Below are 15681 nucleotides of genomic sequence, written 5' to 3' on the forward strand. Positions count from 1 at the left end.
ATGAAACCGGGAGATAAGGTCAGATTTATACATGGGAAAGAAGAAGGAATTGTTAGAAAAATAATCAATTCCAGAGATGTTGAAGTAGAGATCCAGGATGGATTTCTTATTCCTGCACTAATGAAAGAACTTGTAGTGGTTGCTTCTGCCGAAAGCTTCATTGCAGCAGAGGAGCCCGGGCAGGAAATTGCTCCTGAAAAACTTAAAACTGATGGCATTTATCTTGCATTTATTCCTTTCAATGACAGAATTTATTCTATTCAGCTTGTCAATGAAAGTGATCTTGACGTTTCGTTTACCTTTGGTAGTCTGACTGATGATAATTATACAGGTATCAGCACAGGAACCCTGAAAACAAAAGCTCACATCAAAGTTGGAGAAGCATCTGTAAAGGATTTTGATTCCTGGCCATCATGGATCACTCAGTGCCTGTATTTCAGCTACGGACGATCCATCTTTAAAGAGCCTCTCGTCAGAAAGCTAAGCATTAAAGCCTCAACTTTTTATAAAAATAAAAAGCTTATCCCCCTTGTAAATGAACAAGGTTATTTGTTTAAAATTGATGATAAACAGACGCCTATTAACAAGGAAAAGCTTGTCCAAGAAATGTATTCTGCCCCCCAGGAGGTAAAAGACTTTTCCAGACCAGCACCTGAAATCGACCTTCATATTGAAAAACTAACCCCGGATCATCTGAAATTAAGCAATAGCGAAATGTTAGAAATGCAGGTAAAGCATTTTCAGAAAAATCTAGACAATGCAATTGCCTCAGGTATGGACGAAATCACATTTATCCATGGAGTCGGCAATGGTATTTTAAAATTAAAAATTCAGGAAATTTTAAGCAGAACCAAAGGCATTGCCTTTTTCAAGGATGCTAAAAAAGAAAAGTTTGGTTACGGAGCCACTTTGGTAAAAATTAACTAAACCCAGAAAGCTTTTGGGGATTACAAAATCAGATATATTTGTATTGAATGCAAGCCATCTTATCGCTTCCCGATTTCGGGGGGAGGAAAGTCCGGGCAACAGAGAGCACCATACTTCCTAACGGGAAGGCTTTTCATAAATTTATGAAGGGACAGAAAGTGCCACAGAAAATTACCGCCTTGCAAAAGGTAAGGGTGAAAAAGTGAGGTAAGAGCTCACTCGTTTTGCAGCGATGTAAAATTGGGGTAAACCTTATGGGTTGAAAGACCAAATAGGTTCCGTCTACAGCAGAGTTGCTCGCTCTGATTCCGGCTACCGGAATGGCGGAATGGGTAGGTCGTTTGATTCCCGATGGCGACTTCGGGACCAGATAAATGATAAGACACGACAGAACCCGGCTTAACGGCTTGCATTTTTTATTTAACCTAAAACCGAACAAAAGAAGCAACATGGCTCATATTCTAATTATAGATGACGAGAGAAGCATCAGAAGCACTCTGAAAGAAATTCTGGAGTTTGAAAAATATCAGGTAGATGAAGCAAAAGACGGAGAAGAAGGAATGGCTTTAATTGAGAAAAACAATTATGACCTAGTACTTTGCGACATCAAGATGCCTAAAATGGATGGCATGGAAGTGCTTGAAAAAGCTCTTGAACTTGGAAAAGACACTCAATTTATCATGGTATCTGCACATGGCAGCATTGAAACTGCTGTAGAGGCTACCAAGAAAGGTGCATTTGATTTTATTCAGAAGCCACCGGATCTAAACAGATTGCTTGTATCAGTAAGAAATGCACTTGACAAATCAAGCCTTGTTACTGAAACAAAAGTGCTCAAAAAGAAAATCAATAAAACCTTTGATATACTTGGAAAATCACCAGCTATTGAGGAGGTGAGAAAAACCATAGAAAAAGTAGCTCCAACTGATGCACGGGTTTTTGTAACCGGACCGAACGGTTCTGGAAAAGAACTGGTTGCAAAATGGCTTCATGCCAAAAGTAATCGAGCAAGCGGACCCATGGTTGAGGTCAATTGTGCTGCAATCCCTGGTGAGTTGATAGAAAGCGAACTTTTCGGACATGAAAAAGGATCTTTTACTTCTGCCATCAAGCAAAGAATCGGGAAATTTGAACAGGCTAGCGGAGGCACCCTCTTTCTGGATGAAATTGGAGATATGAGTCTTTCTGCTCAGGCTAAAGTATTAAGAGCTTTACAGGAGAATAAGATTACTCGGGTTGGAGGAGAAAAGGAAATTAAAGTTGATGTTAGGATTGTGGCGGCAACCAACAAAAATATCCTGAAGGAAATTGAAGAAAACCGATTCAGAGAAGATTTATATCATCGTTTAGGGGTTATTCTTATTCAGGTCCCTCCTTTGAATGAACGTAGAGAAGATATTCCACTTCTAATCGAAAAATTTATAGGGGAAACAGCAGACGAATATAAAACGACTCCTAAAAAGATCGACCCAAAGGCTGTAGCTTACCTTCAAACTTTGGAATGGCCAGGAAATATTAGAGAATTGAAAAATGTGGTGGAAAGACTGATCATAATGAGCGATTCTGTGATTTCCCTTGAAGATGCTCAAAAATACGCGAATAAATAATTGAATATTCCGATAAAAAAAGAAAGCTTCCTTAATTAAGGAAGCTTTCTTTTTTTATCAACAAAACCGAATATTTCTAAATCTAAACTCTGATGATTCCCTTTGATAATGTCAGAATCGTTTTAAAAAAATCCAGATTAAATTTTCGCTACAGAAGCTGATTTTTTAACTTCTTTAGTGTAGGTCGGGCAAGTTCTGTGTGTTGCGCAAGCAGAAGCTAGCAAAAGCACGAAAGAAAATACAACTAGTGAATACTTTTTCATAAAGTGTTTAATTTTAAATTTAGTACCTGATTCTTAACAAAATTAATTATTCATTTTCAATAATTAAAATAAACAGCAAATAAAATTAAATCTTTTCGATTTAATTTTGAACTTTTCAAAGACTAGCTCATGTAAAGCAAATTGCATCCTCTAATATCAGAATTATCAAACCTGCCAAGAACCTCAAAGTTTTTGTCATCTGAAATTTTTCCAAGATCCTGAGTCTCAATAAATGCACACGAATCTACATTTGCCAGGTCTATAATATTAATTCCACCAGACGACCTTCCCGATCCTATAGTCAATGGATCGTTAATATCCCGCAATAGGATTTTAAACCAATCAGGACCTAAAAAAAAACCACTTCCTGACGAGTATGCCTGAGATAAAAGCTCTGTCATGCCATACTCTGAATGAACATCTCTTATATTCAAACCACTTTTCAGAATTTGATGCAATTCATCTCTTACCAATTCTTCCCTCCTGCCCTTCATACCTCCAGTTTCCATAACGATAAAATCTGACAAATCGGGGTGCTCATTTTCAGCCAAATCCCAAAGAGCATAAGAAACACCTATCAATAATTTTTTCGAAGGACTTTCTTTATATTTTTCAAGGTTCTCCAAAAGCGTATTTTCAGTAACGAAGCCAGAAAGAGAATTACCTGATTGTTTAATAAAATGATTTACCATATAAATCAGGGAAGATCCCGGATTTTGCTGATAAGAAGGTAATAATGCCAGTACGATAAAATCAGAAAGATTTCCGTAAAACTTTTTAAAAATCTTTTCACAATTTTTCAAATAAAATTCAGGATCTGCTACATGGTGTCGACTGGTTTGCAAACCTGTAGTACCACTGCTGTAGAAAATTTGTTTTTCAGAAAAACTGCCTGTTTTTATTTCCTGAGTCTTAAAAAACAAAATCGGTAAAAATGGGATTTCTTCAATTAGAGAGACTTTGTCAGGGTCTTTTCCAAGGAGATCAATATATTGTTTATAAATCGGGTTATGTTTTGCCTGATATTTGAATAAAAGGATGGCCTTATCGTTAAAGTTTTGATCGGAGATATTGAATAAATCTTTTTTAAAACTTTCTTTGAAATCCATTATTATTAATAAATTGAATCTTAAATAGTAAAAAAGTGAAATTGCATTTCAAATATACCAAACTTGTTCTGTTCGTTACAGGCCTGTTATTTGCCTGCGACAGAGCTCCAAATTACTCAGAGGTACCTGCCATCAGTTTCAATAAGATCCAGAAAATTAATATCTTTAACCCCATTAGTAGTTCCTATATTGACTCACTCTCCATATCTATAAATTTTCAGGACGGAGATGGAAATCTGGGGAATATTGAGCAAAATGCAACCCATAATTTTATTGCTGAAATTTACATATTGAACACAGCAACTAATAGCTTCGAACTGAAACAAGAATATAGTTTTCTCAATTCCAGTTTCCCTCCATTAAATAATACTGGAAAAAAAGGACCTATAGATGGGATATTGAACCAAGGGACTAACATCACCAATGTCTTTAACCTTATTCCAGATTTGCCCTCAGGAACGTACAAATTTAGAATTAAAATACGTGACGAAGATGGAAATTACAGCAATTGGACCGAAACCTCTCCTATTGAACTAAGTCGCAAATGATTTATTAATATAACGAAGGATATTTAACCGGATCTGCCTCATTCATCATCTCATATACAAGGTCCACCAGCTCTTCTGCATTAGGTTTGGAAAAATAATCCCCATCACTTGAATATGCCGGACGATGTTCTTTGGCAGGCAGTGTTCTTGGAGCTGAATCCAGCCATTGATAAGCCTTTTGAGTTTCCAACACCTCTTTCATCATATAAGCAGTGCCCCCACCTGGTACATCTTCATCTGTAAATACTACACGATTTGTCTTTTTAACAGACTTCGCGATAAAATGATGAATATCAAACGGCATTAGGCTTTGTACATCTATCACCTCTGCAGATATCCCCACCTCTTCCAGCTGTGCCGCTGCATCCAGAGAAATCTTACACATTGCTCCATAGGTTACAATAGTAACATCACTTCCTTCTTTCAACACTTCCGGAATACCTAGTGGAACTGTGTATTCAGCAAGATTTGAAGGCATTTTTTCCTTTAGTCGATAGCCATTTAACGTTTCTATAATCAAAGCCGGATCATCAGACTTTAACATAGTATTATAAAAACCAGCTGCTTGTGTCATATTTCTAGGAACAAGAAGATATATACCTCTTAAGCTTCCCAAAATCATGCTAATGGGTGACCCGGAATGCCAGACACCTTCAAGTCTGTGCCCTCTGGTTCTGATAATCATTGGAGCTTTTTGCCCTCCTACTGTCCTGTAATGCAGAGTAGCGAGATCATCAGAAAGTGTTTGTATGGCAAATAACAGATAATCCAAGTATTGAATTTCAGCAATTGGTCTTAGTCCTCTCATGGCAGCTCCTATTCCCTGACCAATAATTGAAGTTTCACGGATACCTGTATCCATAATTCTTAATGTCCCAAACTTTTCCTGTAAGCCTGCGAAACCTTGGTTTACGTCACCAATCATCCCCACGTCTTCTCCAAATGCAAAGATGCGAGGATCCTTTAGTAATAAAGCTTCAAAATTTGCCTGAAGTACTTCTCGCCCGTCAACGAACGGACTGTCTTCATTATATTCAGGTTTAATTTCTTTAACTTTAAGCGCTGCCTGATCTGAATGACTAAATATGTGTGAACTATATCTTTGGAAATTTTCCTCCGAAGTTCTTTCAACCCATGCAATCAATTTGGTTCTAGCAGGAATTTCTTCAAACCGAAGTACTTTTAATGCTTTTTTAACAGCTTTAACAGCATCACTTCTGATTGGATTCAGTGTTTTTTCAAGTGATTTTTTTATTGCTAGAAGAACCTCTTTTTGAGTGCTTTGAGAAGACGCCTCATAAATTAGAGCAAGGGCTTCATCCAAATCCCCTTTCATCGAATCAACAAAACGGTTCCATGCACTTTGACGGGCTCTTTTTACTTTTTCGAAGGCACTATCCTCTATCTCTTTTAATTCCTGATAGGTAGCAACTGAATTTTCAAGAATCCACTCTTTGAATTTTTTATTACAATCAAATTCTTCCTCCCAGGCAAGCCTTTCTTTTGATTTATATCTTTCATGAGAACCAGAGGTAGAATGACCTAGTGGCTGAGCCAATTCTTCCACGTGCACCAATGAAGGCACATGATGTTCTCTCGCAAGTTGGGCTGCGTCTCTGTAGGTACGGCATAACTCTTCATAATTCCAGCCCTTTACCTTAAATATCTCAATCCCTCTTTCAGAATCAGTCCTCTTGAAACCTTCAAACATTTTAGAGATATCGACTTTCGTGGTCTGATATTCCTGAGGTACAGAAATTCCGTAGCCATCATCCCAGATGGACACTACCATTGGTATTTGCAGCACTCCGGCCGCATTGATAGCTTCAAAGAAAATGCCTTCAGCAGTAGCAGCATTACCTATTGTTCCGAATGCTACTTCGTTTCCATTGTTTGAAAAGCCCTTTATATCTTTAAGTTCCGGATTTAGCCTATATAACTTTGAAGCATAGGCAAGCCCCACTAACCTTGGCATTTGGGCCCCTGTAGGTGAAATATCCGGGCTTGAATTTTTTATTTTTGTGAGATCATTCCAATGTCCATTGTTATCAAGGCTTCGGGTGGCATAATGACCAATCATTAGTCTGCCTCCAGATGCCGGATCGGCAACAATGTCTGTATGAGCATAAAGTTGAGCATAATATTGCTCAAGACTCAGTTCATCTATAGCCATCATAAAAGTCTGATCTCTATAATATCCTGAGCGGAAATCTCCAAACCTGAAATATTTAGCCATGGCAATTTGTGCTAGTTCTTTTCCGGTTCCGAAAATTCCAAATTTAGCTTTACCTGCAAAAACTTCTTTTCTACCCAGAATACTTGCCTGACGACTTTCACAGAGTATTCTGTAATCATTAAGAATTTCCTCCTTGGTTAAAGTAAGATCATTTATGGTTTCCTGGGCGCTCACTATAAAAACAGTATATTTCTAATTAAATTAATATATTAACTTACGTTAAAGTTCAAAAATAGATAAAAAGGACTAACCTATCAAATTAAGAAATCGACGGACTCCATTTTTAATTTATACTATACTGTTATTCTTATAGTTAAACTGCAATTAAATATATTATTTTCTAAAAATTACCTCTTGAGAAAAAACTCGGTGTCAAATAAAATATTCCTGCATAAAAAATCGGTATTAAAATTGTCACATAATACTTATATTTGGACGGTCTAAATATATTTTTTCAGATTAATCAAAATTAAATAAACCAATGATAAAAAGAATTGCCTCTGTAGCTTTCCTTTCTTTCCTGACACTAGGAGCTTTTGCACAAGGTGCTTTTAAATTTACCAGTGAAGACAAACACGATTTTGGTATCGTGGAAGAAGGCGTTCAGGCTGAATATGAATTTCAGTTTGATAACTCAGGAGATGCACCGATTGTATTAACAGACGTGAGAGCATCTTGCGGATGTACTACTCCTTCCTGGACAAAAGATCCAATTCCTCCAGGGGGCAAAGGTTCAATTAAAGCCTCTTACAATAGCACAGGAAGAATAGGTGTTTTCAACAAAAGCATTACTATTACCTCTAATGCATCGGAAGGTTCAAAAGTTGTTTACATCAAGGGTATAGTTGTAAAAAAAGAAGAACCAAAACCAGCTTTAACTCCAAAAGAACTAAAAGCTGCTCCAAAATTTTCCATAGATAAAAATATTCACAGCTTTGGAAAAATAGAACGTGGACAAAAAGTAGCTCAGAAATTCACTGTTAAAAATACAGGAAAATCTCCACTTGCATTATCATCTTTTCAGTCAGCATGCAGCTGCATAAGCCATACGCTTGCTTCTGATACTATTGCACCTGGAAAATCTGCTGTTCTTGAACTAACTTACAATCCGACTTTCGACGGAAAGAACTCTGATATTGTATCTATCTTCACAAACGATCCAAGTAATCCTCATGTTTCTGTAACCCTTTCAGGTGAAGTGGTTGAAAGTCTTTCAGCTCCTACTCCATTGAAAGAAGAGAAAAATACTGTTCCTTTTGGAAAATAAAAACCTGTAAGGGTCTATACCGTAAGGAAAAAACAAAAGCCAGCGATATTTCGTTGGCTTTTGTTTTATATACTCTTAATTATATTTGCAAAAACGAATTTACTATGATCATAGGAGTTCCAAAAGAAATAAAAACACTTGAAAATCGTGTAGGCCTAACTCCTGCACATTGTGCAGACCTTATAAAAACAGGTCACAAACTGATTGTAGAGACAAAAGCCGGTGAGGGTTCAGGATTTTCGGATAATGAATATAAAAACGCAGGAGCACAAATTTGCCAGGCTTCAGATGTCTATAGGGAAGCCGACCTGGTGGTAAAAGTAAAAGAACCACTCGAAACAGAATATGCCCTGATCAGAAAAGGGCAAACAATATTTACCTATTTTCATTTTGCTTCATCCCGTCAGCTTACGGAAGCAATGATCAAATCAGGAGCTGTTTGTATTTCCTATGAAACAGTGGAGAAATCAGATCGTTCATTACCTCTTTTAGTTCCCATGTCGGAAGTTGCCGGAAGAATGGCTGTTCAGAAGGGAGCAAATTATCTTGAAAAACACAATCATGGAAGAGGAATTCTATTAGGAGGCGTACCTGGTGTTCCTCCTGCAAACGTTGTAATACTTGGAGCTGGTATTGTCGGAGCAAATGCAGCCAAGATGGCAGCCGGTCTTGGTGCTCGTGTAACAATCATGGATATAAATCTCACCAGACTAAGACAGTTGGATGATATTATGCCAGCCAATGTTACTACTTTATTCAGCAGCCAAAGCAATGTTAATGAAGCAGTAAAGACCGCAGATTTAATAATCGGAGCTATCTTGGTACCAGGAGCTAAAGCGCCCATACTTATTACCCGAGAAATGCTAAAAACGATGAAACCAGGAACGGTCCTGGTAGATGTAGCTGTAGATCAAGGAGGATGTATTGAAACCTGTAAACCTACCACACATGAAAATCCAACCTATATTGTGGATGGTATTGTTCACTATTGTGTTGCAAATATGCCAGGAGCAGTTCCATTCACCTCTACCCTTGCTTTGACTAATGTTACCTTTCCTTATGTGTGCCAAATTGCCTCAAAAGGATGGCAAAAAGCTTGCAAAGAAAATCAAGAATTGAAACTGGGTCTAAATGTGGTTAACGGACAAATAGTTTATAAAAAAATTTCAGAAGCATTTGATTTGCCCTATTCTGAAGTTGAGCAACATTTAGGCTAAAAGAATCAGGACAATCAGACAAATCATAAAATATCAAAAAGCATTTTTCCAGGAAGAATTCAATCTGAAATTTTTCCTGGTGCTTATTCTATTTTTGGGATCTAGTCTGGCTTTTAATTATAGTTTTGATTTTGAAAATTCAATCCTGGAAAAGTATGCAGGGCAGAAAATATATAATGTGTATCTGTTTCTCTTTTATTCAGTGCCTTTGTTATTTCTTTCTCTTGCCTATGCCTACTTTTATGACAGAAAACTCCATTTACGCTCTTTATCGTACTGGTTTACAATACTTTTTGTAATTCTAATATTAATTTTTAGTGAAACATCATTTTATTTATACCGTGACTGGATCAGAGCAGTAATACCAATTGAAATCAGTCAGTTCATTTCTTCCTTTGTTTCGGAACTTATAAGTTCCTCCATTATTATCGTCCCTATCCTTGGCTACTGGTACTGGGTAGATCGGAAAAGTATACCTCTATATGGATTTCAGAAAAATTCCCTGGACCTGGCGCCCTATTTATGGCTTCTCCTGCTTATGGCTCCTTTTATTCTTTGGGCATCATTTCAACAAGATTTCCTGAATTATTATCCTGAATACAAGCCAAGTTTAGCAGAAAATTATCTTGGATGGCCCTATTGGGCGACCTTTGGCATCCATGAAATATTCTATGGGATGGGATTTTTATCTATAGAATTTTTGTTCAGAGGATTCCTGGTGTTGGCAATGATCAAATACCTTGACAAAGGAGCCGTATTCATTATGGTTGCTTTGTATTGCTACCTTCATTTCGGAAAGCCCTTGGGAGAAGCAGTTGGATCTATTTTCGGAGGTACAATTTTAGGAATTATTACCTATTATAGCAGGTCTATCTGGGGAGGATTATTGATTCATCTGGGCATTGCTTATCTGATGGATCTGTTCGCTGTAATACAACACCTGTTAAAAAATCATTTCTAGAAAAATGAATTTAACTCAATATAAAATACTTCTAAAAAGACTTGGACTCTTAACCCTCATTTATACACTTTGCAGGGTTTGTTTCTTTGTTTATAACTACTCATATTTCAGAGAAGCTTCTGTCACTTCAGTTTTTGAAGCCTTCCTGGCAGGTATAAGGTTTGACCTTTCTGTTATATTTATGGTCAACTTGCCATTTACCCTGCTGTCACTGATTCCTGTAACTTTCATTACCAAACCGGGATATCAGAAATTTCTTAAAATACTATTTCTGATTGTCAATGCTCCTCTTCTTTTCGTTAACCTTGTAGACATTGAATTCTTCAGATTTACAGGAAAAAGGTCCACGTTCGAGCACCTTGCAGGTTTAGAGAAAGACATCCTAGACCAGGGACCACAACTGGCGTTGAATTACTGGCCAGTATTGCTGGCAGGGATAATTATCGTTGCATTTATTGCCTGGCTGTATCCCAAACCAAAAAGTACAATGAACGTACGGCTGAAATTGTATTTTGCAGCCCCTTTATTGATTGGTTTTCTTGCATCTAATATTTTAATCATCCGCGGAGGTTTGCAGTTAAAGCCTTTAAGGCCAAATCATGCCTTTACGTTAAATCCGAATATTCTGGGAAATCTTGTACTAAATACTCCATTTTCCCTCATAGCAACATCCAATATTCAACCTGTTCAGAGAGTTAATTTCTTTTCTAATCAGTCAGAATTATTCAGTCTTATTAAAAAGTTAAAAGTAAAGAAAGCTGTTTCAACCAAAGAAAAAGAAAACGTAGTAATTCTGATCTGCGAAAGCTTCGGATCCGAATATACAGGACTTGGAAATAACTATAAAGGCTTTACTCCATTTCTTGATTCTCTTGCCCATCAGGGTGTATGGATGAAAAATGCTTATGCAAACGGTCGCACTTCCATTGAAGCATTACCAAGTATACTGGCTTCAATACCTTCTTTAATGAGTGAGCCATATATCACTTCGGCATATCAAACGAATGAAGTTGTGGGACTCGGAAATATCCTTCAAAAAGAAGGTTATCATACAAGTTTTTTTCACGGAGGTAAGAACGGAACCATGGGGTTTGATGTATTTGCCCACAATGCAGGTTTTGAAGAATATTATGGTAAAAACGAATATCCTGATCCGGATAAAGATTTTGACGGAAACTGGGGGATATTTGATGAACCATTCCTTCAGTTTTTTGCAAATAAACTCAGTACCTTTAAGCAACCCTTTGCTACAGGCCTGTTTACATTAAGCTCACATCCGCCTTACACAATTCCTGAACAGTATAAAGGCAAGTTTCCCAAAGGAGATCTTCCGATTCATGAATGTGTTGCTTATTCAGACAATTCATTAAGAAAGTTTTTCGAAACTGCTAAAAAACAACCTTGGTATTCCAATACCTTGTTTATTATCACAGCCGATCATACTCAGATGTCTTCGAAGCCTGAATATTCTAACGACCTTGGTGCTTTTGATGTGCCTATGATTTTATTCCACCCTTCGAAAAAAATTACAGTACCAGATGACGAAAGGATTTGTCAGCATGCGGATATACTTCCCACTGTACTTGACTTTCTAAACATCGATAATCCTAAGAGCAATTATTTCGGCACTTCTATGTTCTCTAAAAAAGAAGAAGAAGGCTATGCGTTGACCTTTTCTAATGGCTCCTATAACCTGATAAAAAAAGATATGTACCTATCTTTAAATCAGGAAAACAAATGCCAGTGTTTTAAAATAGATCCCCCAAGAACCATCACCCATTTACCAGAAGTGCCTGAACAGAAAAAGTTGGAATCGGTTTTAAAAGCTTATGTACAGTACTTTAATAACGGGCTGATAGATAATAATTGGTACAGCAGTCAAACCCCATAAGTGATAACTCAGTTTTCAGGAAAAGGAGGTAATCCATTAACATAGCTTACCTCCTTTGTTTCGTGATTAACACTGCAACAAAAAGTATTGATGCCGTTGGTAACGACAAAATAAGGAGCTTTCAGAACGAAGTTATAGGTCGCTGCCTGCTTAAAAACACCTTCGGTAATTTTCACTTCCGGGGCTTTGCATTCAATAAGGAGAAAAGGTATAGCTTCTCTGTTATAAACAACAATGTCTGACCTTTTCCGTAGCTTATTGTAACTAAGTCCCGACTCACATTTAATCAGGGATTTAGGATAATTGAACTGAGTAATGAGCATATTTATAAAATGTTGCCTTACCCATTCTTCAGGAGTTAAAACAACATACTTTTTTCTTAGTATATCAAATATCCATGTTTTATTTTCGTAATCTTTAATTTTAATATCGAATGCTGGAAGATTGAGGGGAATCATAAAAACAAATTTATCAAATTTTTTAATGCCATGAAAACAAAGGAAGAAATCGTAAAAGACTGGTTACCAAGGTACACAGGTACACCTATCTCCGAATTTGGAGAATATATTCTTCTTACAAACTTTATCAACTATGTTGAATTGTTCGCGGAGAAATTTAAGGTAGAGATTCAGGGAAGAAACAGGGCTATGCAAACAGCCACTGCCAATAATATTACGATTATTAATTTTGGTATGGGAAGCGCTATGGCAGCAACTGTGATGGACTTACTTTCGGCAATTCCACCCAAGGCTGTCTTATTTCTTGGAAAATGTGGCGGTCTGAAAAAAACAAAATTAGGAGACCTTATACTTCCGATTGCAGCCATCCGTGGTGAAGGTACCTCTGACGATTACGCACCTCCTGAAGTTCCGGCTCTTCCTTCATTTCGTTTACAAAGAGCTGTATCCAGTATGATTAAAAAACATGAACTGGATTATTGGACAGGGACAGTGTACACGACTAACAGAAGAGTTTGGGAACATGATGAGAAATTCAAACAATATCTCAGAGATATTCGCACAATGGGTATTGACATGGAAACTGCAACTATATTCGTTGTAGGTTTTATGAATGGAATTCCTCACGGAGCATTGTTACTGGTTTCTGATAATCCAATGGATCCAGAAGGAGTAAAAACGGAAAAAAGTGACAAAACCGTAACTGAAAAATATGTAAAAAGACATCTCGAAATTGGTCTTGACTCACTCACTGAGCTTGCCGGATCAGGAGAATCTGTCAAACATCTAATTTTTGAATAAAAAAGAGGGACTTAAATTTGAGTCCCTCTTTTTTTATTTCTTTAGATAAGCCGAAAACATCCAAACCTGTTTCTCTTTCTGTTTGATATAATCGCTCATCAAAGAGTTTGTCCCCTCATCTTCTGCATCAGAAGCCAGTTTTAATATTTTTCTCTCTTCCACCAAAAGTATTTTAAATGCCTGAAGAATGAGAGAGACGGCTTCTGTACCTTCAAACACATTCTTAACTTCTTTTATTTCTGATTTCTTTTGGTAATCAGAAAATGCATGCTCAGGAACAAAACCTAAAGTAAGAATTCTTTCAGCGATCTCATCTATTTTAATTTGTACTTCATTGTATAGTTCTTCGAATTTCGCATGCAATTCGAAAAACTTCTCCCCTTTAATATTCCAGTGAAATCCTCTTAGGTTTATATAAAATAACTGGTAGTTAGCTAACAGAATATTTAATTCTTTTGACAGGATCTGAGACTTTTCCAAATCCAGACCTATTAGACTTGCGTTTTCCATATCGTTCAGGTGTTAATTATAACTCAAAAATAGAAAGCTGAAATGAATAGAAAAAATCAATAATATCAATAAAGAAATAGATAAAACTTATTCCTCTGGTTGATAAAAATCACCCTTTTGAATTCCCAGGTTGTACTCTTCCCAGAAAAAAACCAGGTTGATTTGAAACAAAATTTCACATACTTAATTTTACCTATAGACTTTATAGACTTATTTAAAAAGGTAATTTAATTAGTAGGAGAATCACTCAGTATATGGATTTTAAGAAACATAAAATCAATCCAGAGAATAAAATGGCAGCATTTATCTTAATGTATGTTCTCTTTATTTTTTTTGCTCAGGCCCTGCTGAAATTAAAGCCGGAGAATACTACTTCAACACAATACATCAATGAACAAAAGTCCATTATCATAAGGACTATCAGCGAATAAACATTCTCTTCTGCTTAACAAAATCAAATATTTATGAATGAATTATTACTGAGCATATCTATACCAGTATTTTTATTGGCTGTTACTGTAGAATACTTTTTTTCAAGAAAAAAAAATATAGAAGCATATACATTTAACAGTACCATTTCAAATTTGAGTATAGGTGTCGCTGAACGTCTTTCCAACCTTGCTTTGACAGGGATCTTCTATTCTATATTCACCCTCATCTATAATCACTTTGCCATCTTTACCATCAAAGAGACGTTTTCCTCATGGATATTGATTTTATTTTTGACTGATTTTATTTGGTATTGGTATCACCGGTTTAGTCATGAGGTGAATATTCTTTGGGCAGCTCACATAGTTCATCATCAAAGTGAAGAATTTAATCTAACAGTATCTGCAAGGATTACAGTTTTCCAGGCTCTGATCAGAAATATCTTCTGGTGTATACTGCCCTTAATAGGATTTCCTGTCCATATGGTAATTATGATTCTTATTATTCATGCAGCTTATAGCTTCTTCACTCATACAAGATTGGTAGGTAAACTTGGCTTTCTTGAATACATTTTTGTCACCCCCTCTCATCATCGCGTACATCATGCCTCCAATGCTCATTATCTCGATAAAAACTATGCAGATATATTTATATTCTGGGACAAACTCTTTGGAACTTTTGCAGAAGAAAAAGAAGAGCCACAATACGGACTTACCCAACCCTTAAACAGTAGAAGTTTTCTTTGGCAACATTTCCATCAACTCATTGAATTAATGAGTTCTGTAAAGAATGTACATGGAGTAAAACAGAAAATAAAGATCTTACTGGGAAAGCCTGAAACATTATCTTCAGAGCTTAGACCACAACTAGAGAAAAAATTTCTTTCAGTAAAAAATATTGCTAATAATCAAAAGAGATATATTCAAAAAAAATATATTTTGGCACAAATAAGTATTGTCATTCTATTACTTACAGCGCTTGTTCCACTTTATCAGAATATTTCCGGAGGATTGATATTTCAATTGAATGCTTTAATTTTAATTACACTTATCAATTGCGGTGCAATAATGGAACAAAAGTCATGGATCTTTCATCTTGAATGCTTAAGATTTATAATTATCTCTGCAATCCTGTCCTTCTATTTCCCAGACCCTGCGCTTATTTCAGTGCTACTTAATGTAATTCTCTTACTTTGCTTTTTCTTTTCTGATTTCAAGAGAATGTTCCTGGTATTTATCTATGGTAAATTTTTCTATGGAAGAGCAGTTAATTTAAGTAGTAAGTGATAAGTAATAAGCAGAAAACGCAAGGCGGAAAGCTAAAAGTATAAGCTCTTGCATTTTGTCTCTGTGTATTTTGTGTCTTTTCTGTATACCTCTGTTAAATAATCACCGATAAAATTATAAGTAATTACTTTTTATATAAACAACTTGATCTTGATAAGATTTTCAAGTGAT

General features: G+C 36.3%; 15 protein-coding genes and 1 other RNA gene. 11 read left to right on the plus strand and 5 right to left on the minus strand.

Annotated features, from left to right (window positions below; all coding sequences use genetic code 11):
• From J7604_RS13200 to J7604_RS13210, 3 genes are all read left to right on the plus strand, one after another.
• Nucleotides 1-927, plus strand: a complete 927-nt coding sequence (locus tag J7604_RS13200) for a DUF2027 domain-containing protein (RefSeq protein ID WP_293896808.1) — start codon at nt 1-3, stop codon at nt 925-927.
• A gap of 46 nt (nt 928-973) precedes the next feature.
• Nucleotides 974-1345, plus strand: an RNA gene (gene rnpB, locus J7604_RS13205) — RNase P RNA component class A.
• 31 nt (nt 1346-1376) lie between these two features.
• Entirely contained in the window at nt 1377-2534 is a 1158-nt protein-coding gene (locus tag J7604_RS13210; RefSeq protein ID WP_293896809.1) for a sigma-54 dependent transcriptional regulator, read from the plus strand.
• Between the two features lie 137 nt (nt 2535-2671).
• On the opposite strand, the gene J7604_RS13215 is transcribed toward J7604_RS13210, so the two are convergent.
• Both J7604_RS13215 and J7604_RS13220 read right to left on the minus strand, forming a co-directional pair.
• On the minus strand, nt 2672-2797 hold the full coding sequence (locus J7604_RS13215) for a hypothetical protein (protein WP_262506754.1): 126 nt from the start codon (nt 2795-2797) through the stop codon (nt 2672-2674).
• 122 nt (nt 2798-2919) lie between these two features.
• Nucleotides 2920-3906 carry an acyl transferase gene (locus tag J7604_RS13220; protein ID WP_293896810.1) on the minus strand — a complete coding sequence of 329 codons (987 nt, stop codon included), beginning with the start codon at nt 3904-3906 and terminating at the stop codon, nt 2920-2922.
• A gap of 35 nt (nt 3907-3941) precedes the next feature.
• Between J7604_RS13220 and J7604_RS13225 the strand changes: the two genes are divergently transcribed.
• Entirely contained in the window at nt 3942-4454 is a 513-nt protein-coding gene (locus J7604_RS13225) for a hypothetical protein (protein WP_293896811.1), read from the plus strand.
• 4 nt (nt 4455-4458) lie between these two features.
• Here the strand turns inward: J7604_RS13225 and J7604_RS13230 are convergent, their stop codons facing one another.
• Nucleotides 4459-6864: a thiamine pyrophosphate-dependent enzyme gene (locus tag J7604_RS13230; RefSeq protein WP_293896812.1), complete on the minus strand. Its 2406-nt coding sequence runs from the start codon at nt 6862-6864 to the stop codon at nt 4459-4461.
• Between the two features lie 307 nt (nt 6865-7171).
• Between J7604_RS13230 and J7604_RS13235 the strand changes: the two genes are divergently transcribed.
• The 4 genes from J7604_RS13235 (at nt 7172) to J7604_RS13250 (ending at nt 12026) form a co-directional block, all read left to right on the plus strand.
• On the plus strand, nt 7172-7957 hold the full coding sequence (locus tag J7604_RS13235) for a DUF1573 domain-containing protein (RefSeq protein WP_293896813.1): 786 nt from the start codon (nt 7172-7174) through the stop codon (nt 7955-7957).
• A gap of 104 nt (nt 7958-8061) precedes the next feature.
• The gene (ald, locus tag J7604_RS13240; RefSeq protein ID WP_293896814.1) at nt 8062-9174 is read left to right on the plus strand and encodes an alanine dehydrogenase; all 1113 of its coding nucleotides are present in this window, start codon (nt 8062-8064) and stop codon (nt 9172-9174) included.
• 79 nt (nt 9175-9253) lie between these two features.
• Nucleotides 9254-10135 carry a CPBP family intramembrane glutamic endopeptidase gene (locus J7604_RS13245; protein WP_293896815.1) on the plus strand — a complete coding sequence of 294 codons (882 nt, stop codon included), beginning with the start codon at nt 9254-9256 and terminating at the stop codon, nt 10133-10135.
• Between the two features lie 4 nt (nt 10136-10139).
• Nucleotides 10140-12026, plus strand: coding sequence for an LTA synthase family protein (locus tag J7604_RS13250; protein WP_293896816.1), 1887 nt, complete (start codon nt 10140-10142; stop codon nt 12024-12026).
• An 8-nt stretch (nt 12027-12034) separates the two neighbouring features.
• On the opposite strand, the gene J7604_RS13255 is transcribed toward J7604_RS13250, so the two are convergent.
• A complete protein-coding gene (locus J7604_RS13255) occupies nt 12035-12484 on the minus strand; it encodes a type I restriction enzyme HsdR N-terminal domain-containing protein (RefSeq protein WP_293896817.1) in 450 nt (149 codons plus the stop codon).
• 30 nt (nt 12485-12514) lie between these two features.
• Between J7604_RS13255 and J7604_RS13260 the strand changes: the two genes are divergently transcribed.
• Entirely contained in the window at nt 12515-13285 is a 771-nt protein-coding gene (locus J7604_RS13260) for an AMP nucleosidase (RefSeq protein ID WP_293896818.1), read from the plus strand.
• A gap of 33 nt (nt 13286-13318) precedes the next feature.
• On the opposite strand, the gene J7604_RS13265 is transcribed toward J7604_RS13260, so the two are convergent.
• Nucleotides 13319-13795, minus strand: coding sequence for a Dps family protein (locus J7604_RS13265; protein WP_293896819.1), 477 nt, complete (start codon nt 13793-13795; stop codon nt 13319-13321).
• Nucleotides 13796-14049: 254 nt separating this feature from the next.
• Between J7604_RS13265 and J7604_RS13270 the strand changes: the two genes are divergently transcribed.
• Both J7604_RS13270 and J7604_RS13275 read left to right on the plus strand, forming a co-directional pair.
• A complete protein-coding gene (locus J7604_RS13270) occupies nt 14050-14226 on the plus strand; it encodes a hypothetical protein (protein WP_293896820.1) in 177 nt (58 codons plus the stop codon).
• Nucleotides 14227-14259: 33 nt separating this feature from the next.
• Nucleotides 14260-15510, plus strand: a complete 1251-nt coding sequence (locus tag J7604_RS13275) for a sterol desaturase family protein (RefSeq protein ID WP_293896821.1) — start codon at nt 14260-14262, stop codon at nt 15508-15510.
• Nucleotides 15511-15681 lie beyond the last annotated feature (171 nt).

This window comes from Sporocytophaga sp. (genome assembly GCF_017745095.1).
Taxonomy (GTDB): Bacteria; Bacteroidota; Bacteroidia; order Cytophagales; family Cytophagaceae; genus Sporocytophaga.

Bases quoted from the DNA above. Each gene is read 5' to 3' on its own strand.
- J7604_RS13200 (WP_293896808.1), top strand. From the start codon at position 1: ATGAAACCGGGAGATAAGGTCAGATTTATACATGGGAAAGAAGAAGGA.
- J7604_RS13210 (WP_293896809.1), top strand. From the start codon at position 1,377: ATGGCTCATATTCTAATTATAGATGACGAGAGAAGCATCAGAAGCACT.
- J7604_RS13215 (WP_262506754.1), bottom strand. From the start codon at position 2,797: ATGAAAAAGTATTCACTAGTTGTATTTTCTTTCGTGCTTTTGCTAGCT.
- J7604_RS13220 (WP_293896810.1), bottom strand. From the start codon at position 3,906: ATGGATTTCAAAGAAAGTTTTAAAAAAGATTTATTCAATATCTCCGAT.
- J7604_RS13235 (WP_293896813.1), top strand. From the start codon at position 7,172: ATGATAAAAAGAATTGCCTCTGTAGCTTTCCTTTCTTTCCTGACACTA.
- ald (WP_293896814.1), top strand. From the start codon at position 8,062: ATGATCATAGGAGTTCCAAAAGAAATAAAAACACTTGAAAATCGTGTA.
- J7604_RS13250 (WP_293896816.1), top strand. From the start codon at position 10,140: ATGAATTTAACTCAATATAAAATACTTCTAAAAAGACTTGGACTCTTA.
- J7604_RS13255 (WP_293896817.1), bottom strand. From the start codon at position 12,484: ATGATTCCCCTCAATCTTCCAGCATTCGATATTAAAATTAAAGATTAC.
- J7604_RS13260 (WP_293896818.1), top strand. From the start codon at position 12,515: ATGAAAACAAAGGAAGAAATCGTAAAAGACTGGTTACCAAGGTACACA.
- J7604_RS13265 (WP_293896819.1), bottom strand. From the start codon at position 13,795: ATGGAAAACGCAAGTCTAATAGGTCTGGATTTGGAAAAGTCTCAGATC.
- J7604_RS13270 (WP_293896820.1), top strand. From the start codon at position 14,050: ATGGATTTTAAGAAACATAAAATCAATCCAGAGAATAAAATGGCAGCA.
- J7604_RS13275 (WP_293896821.1), top strand. From the start codon at position 14,260: ATGAATGAATTATTACTGAGCATATCTATACCAGTATTTTTATTGGCT.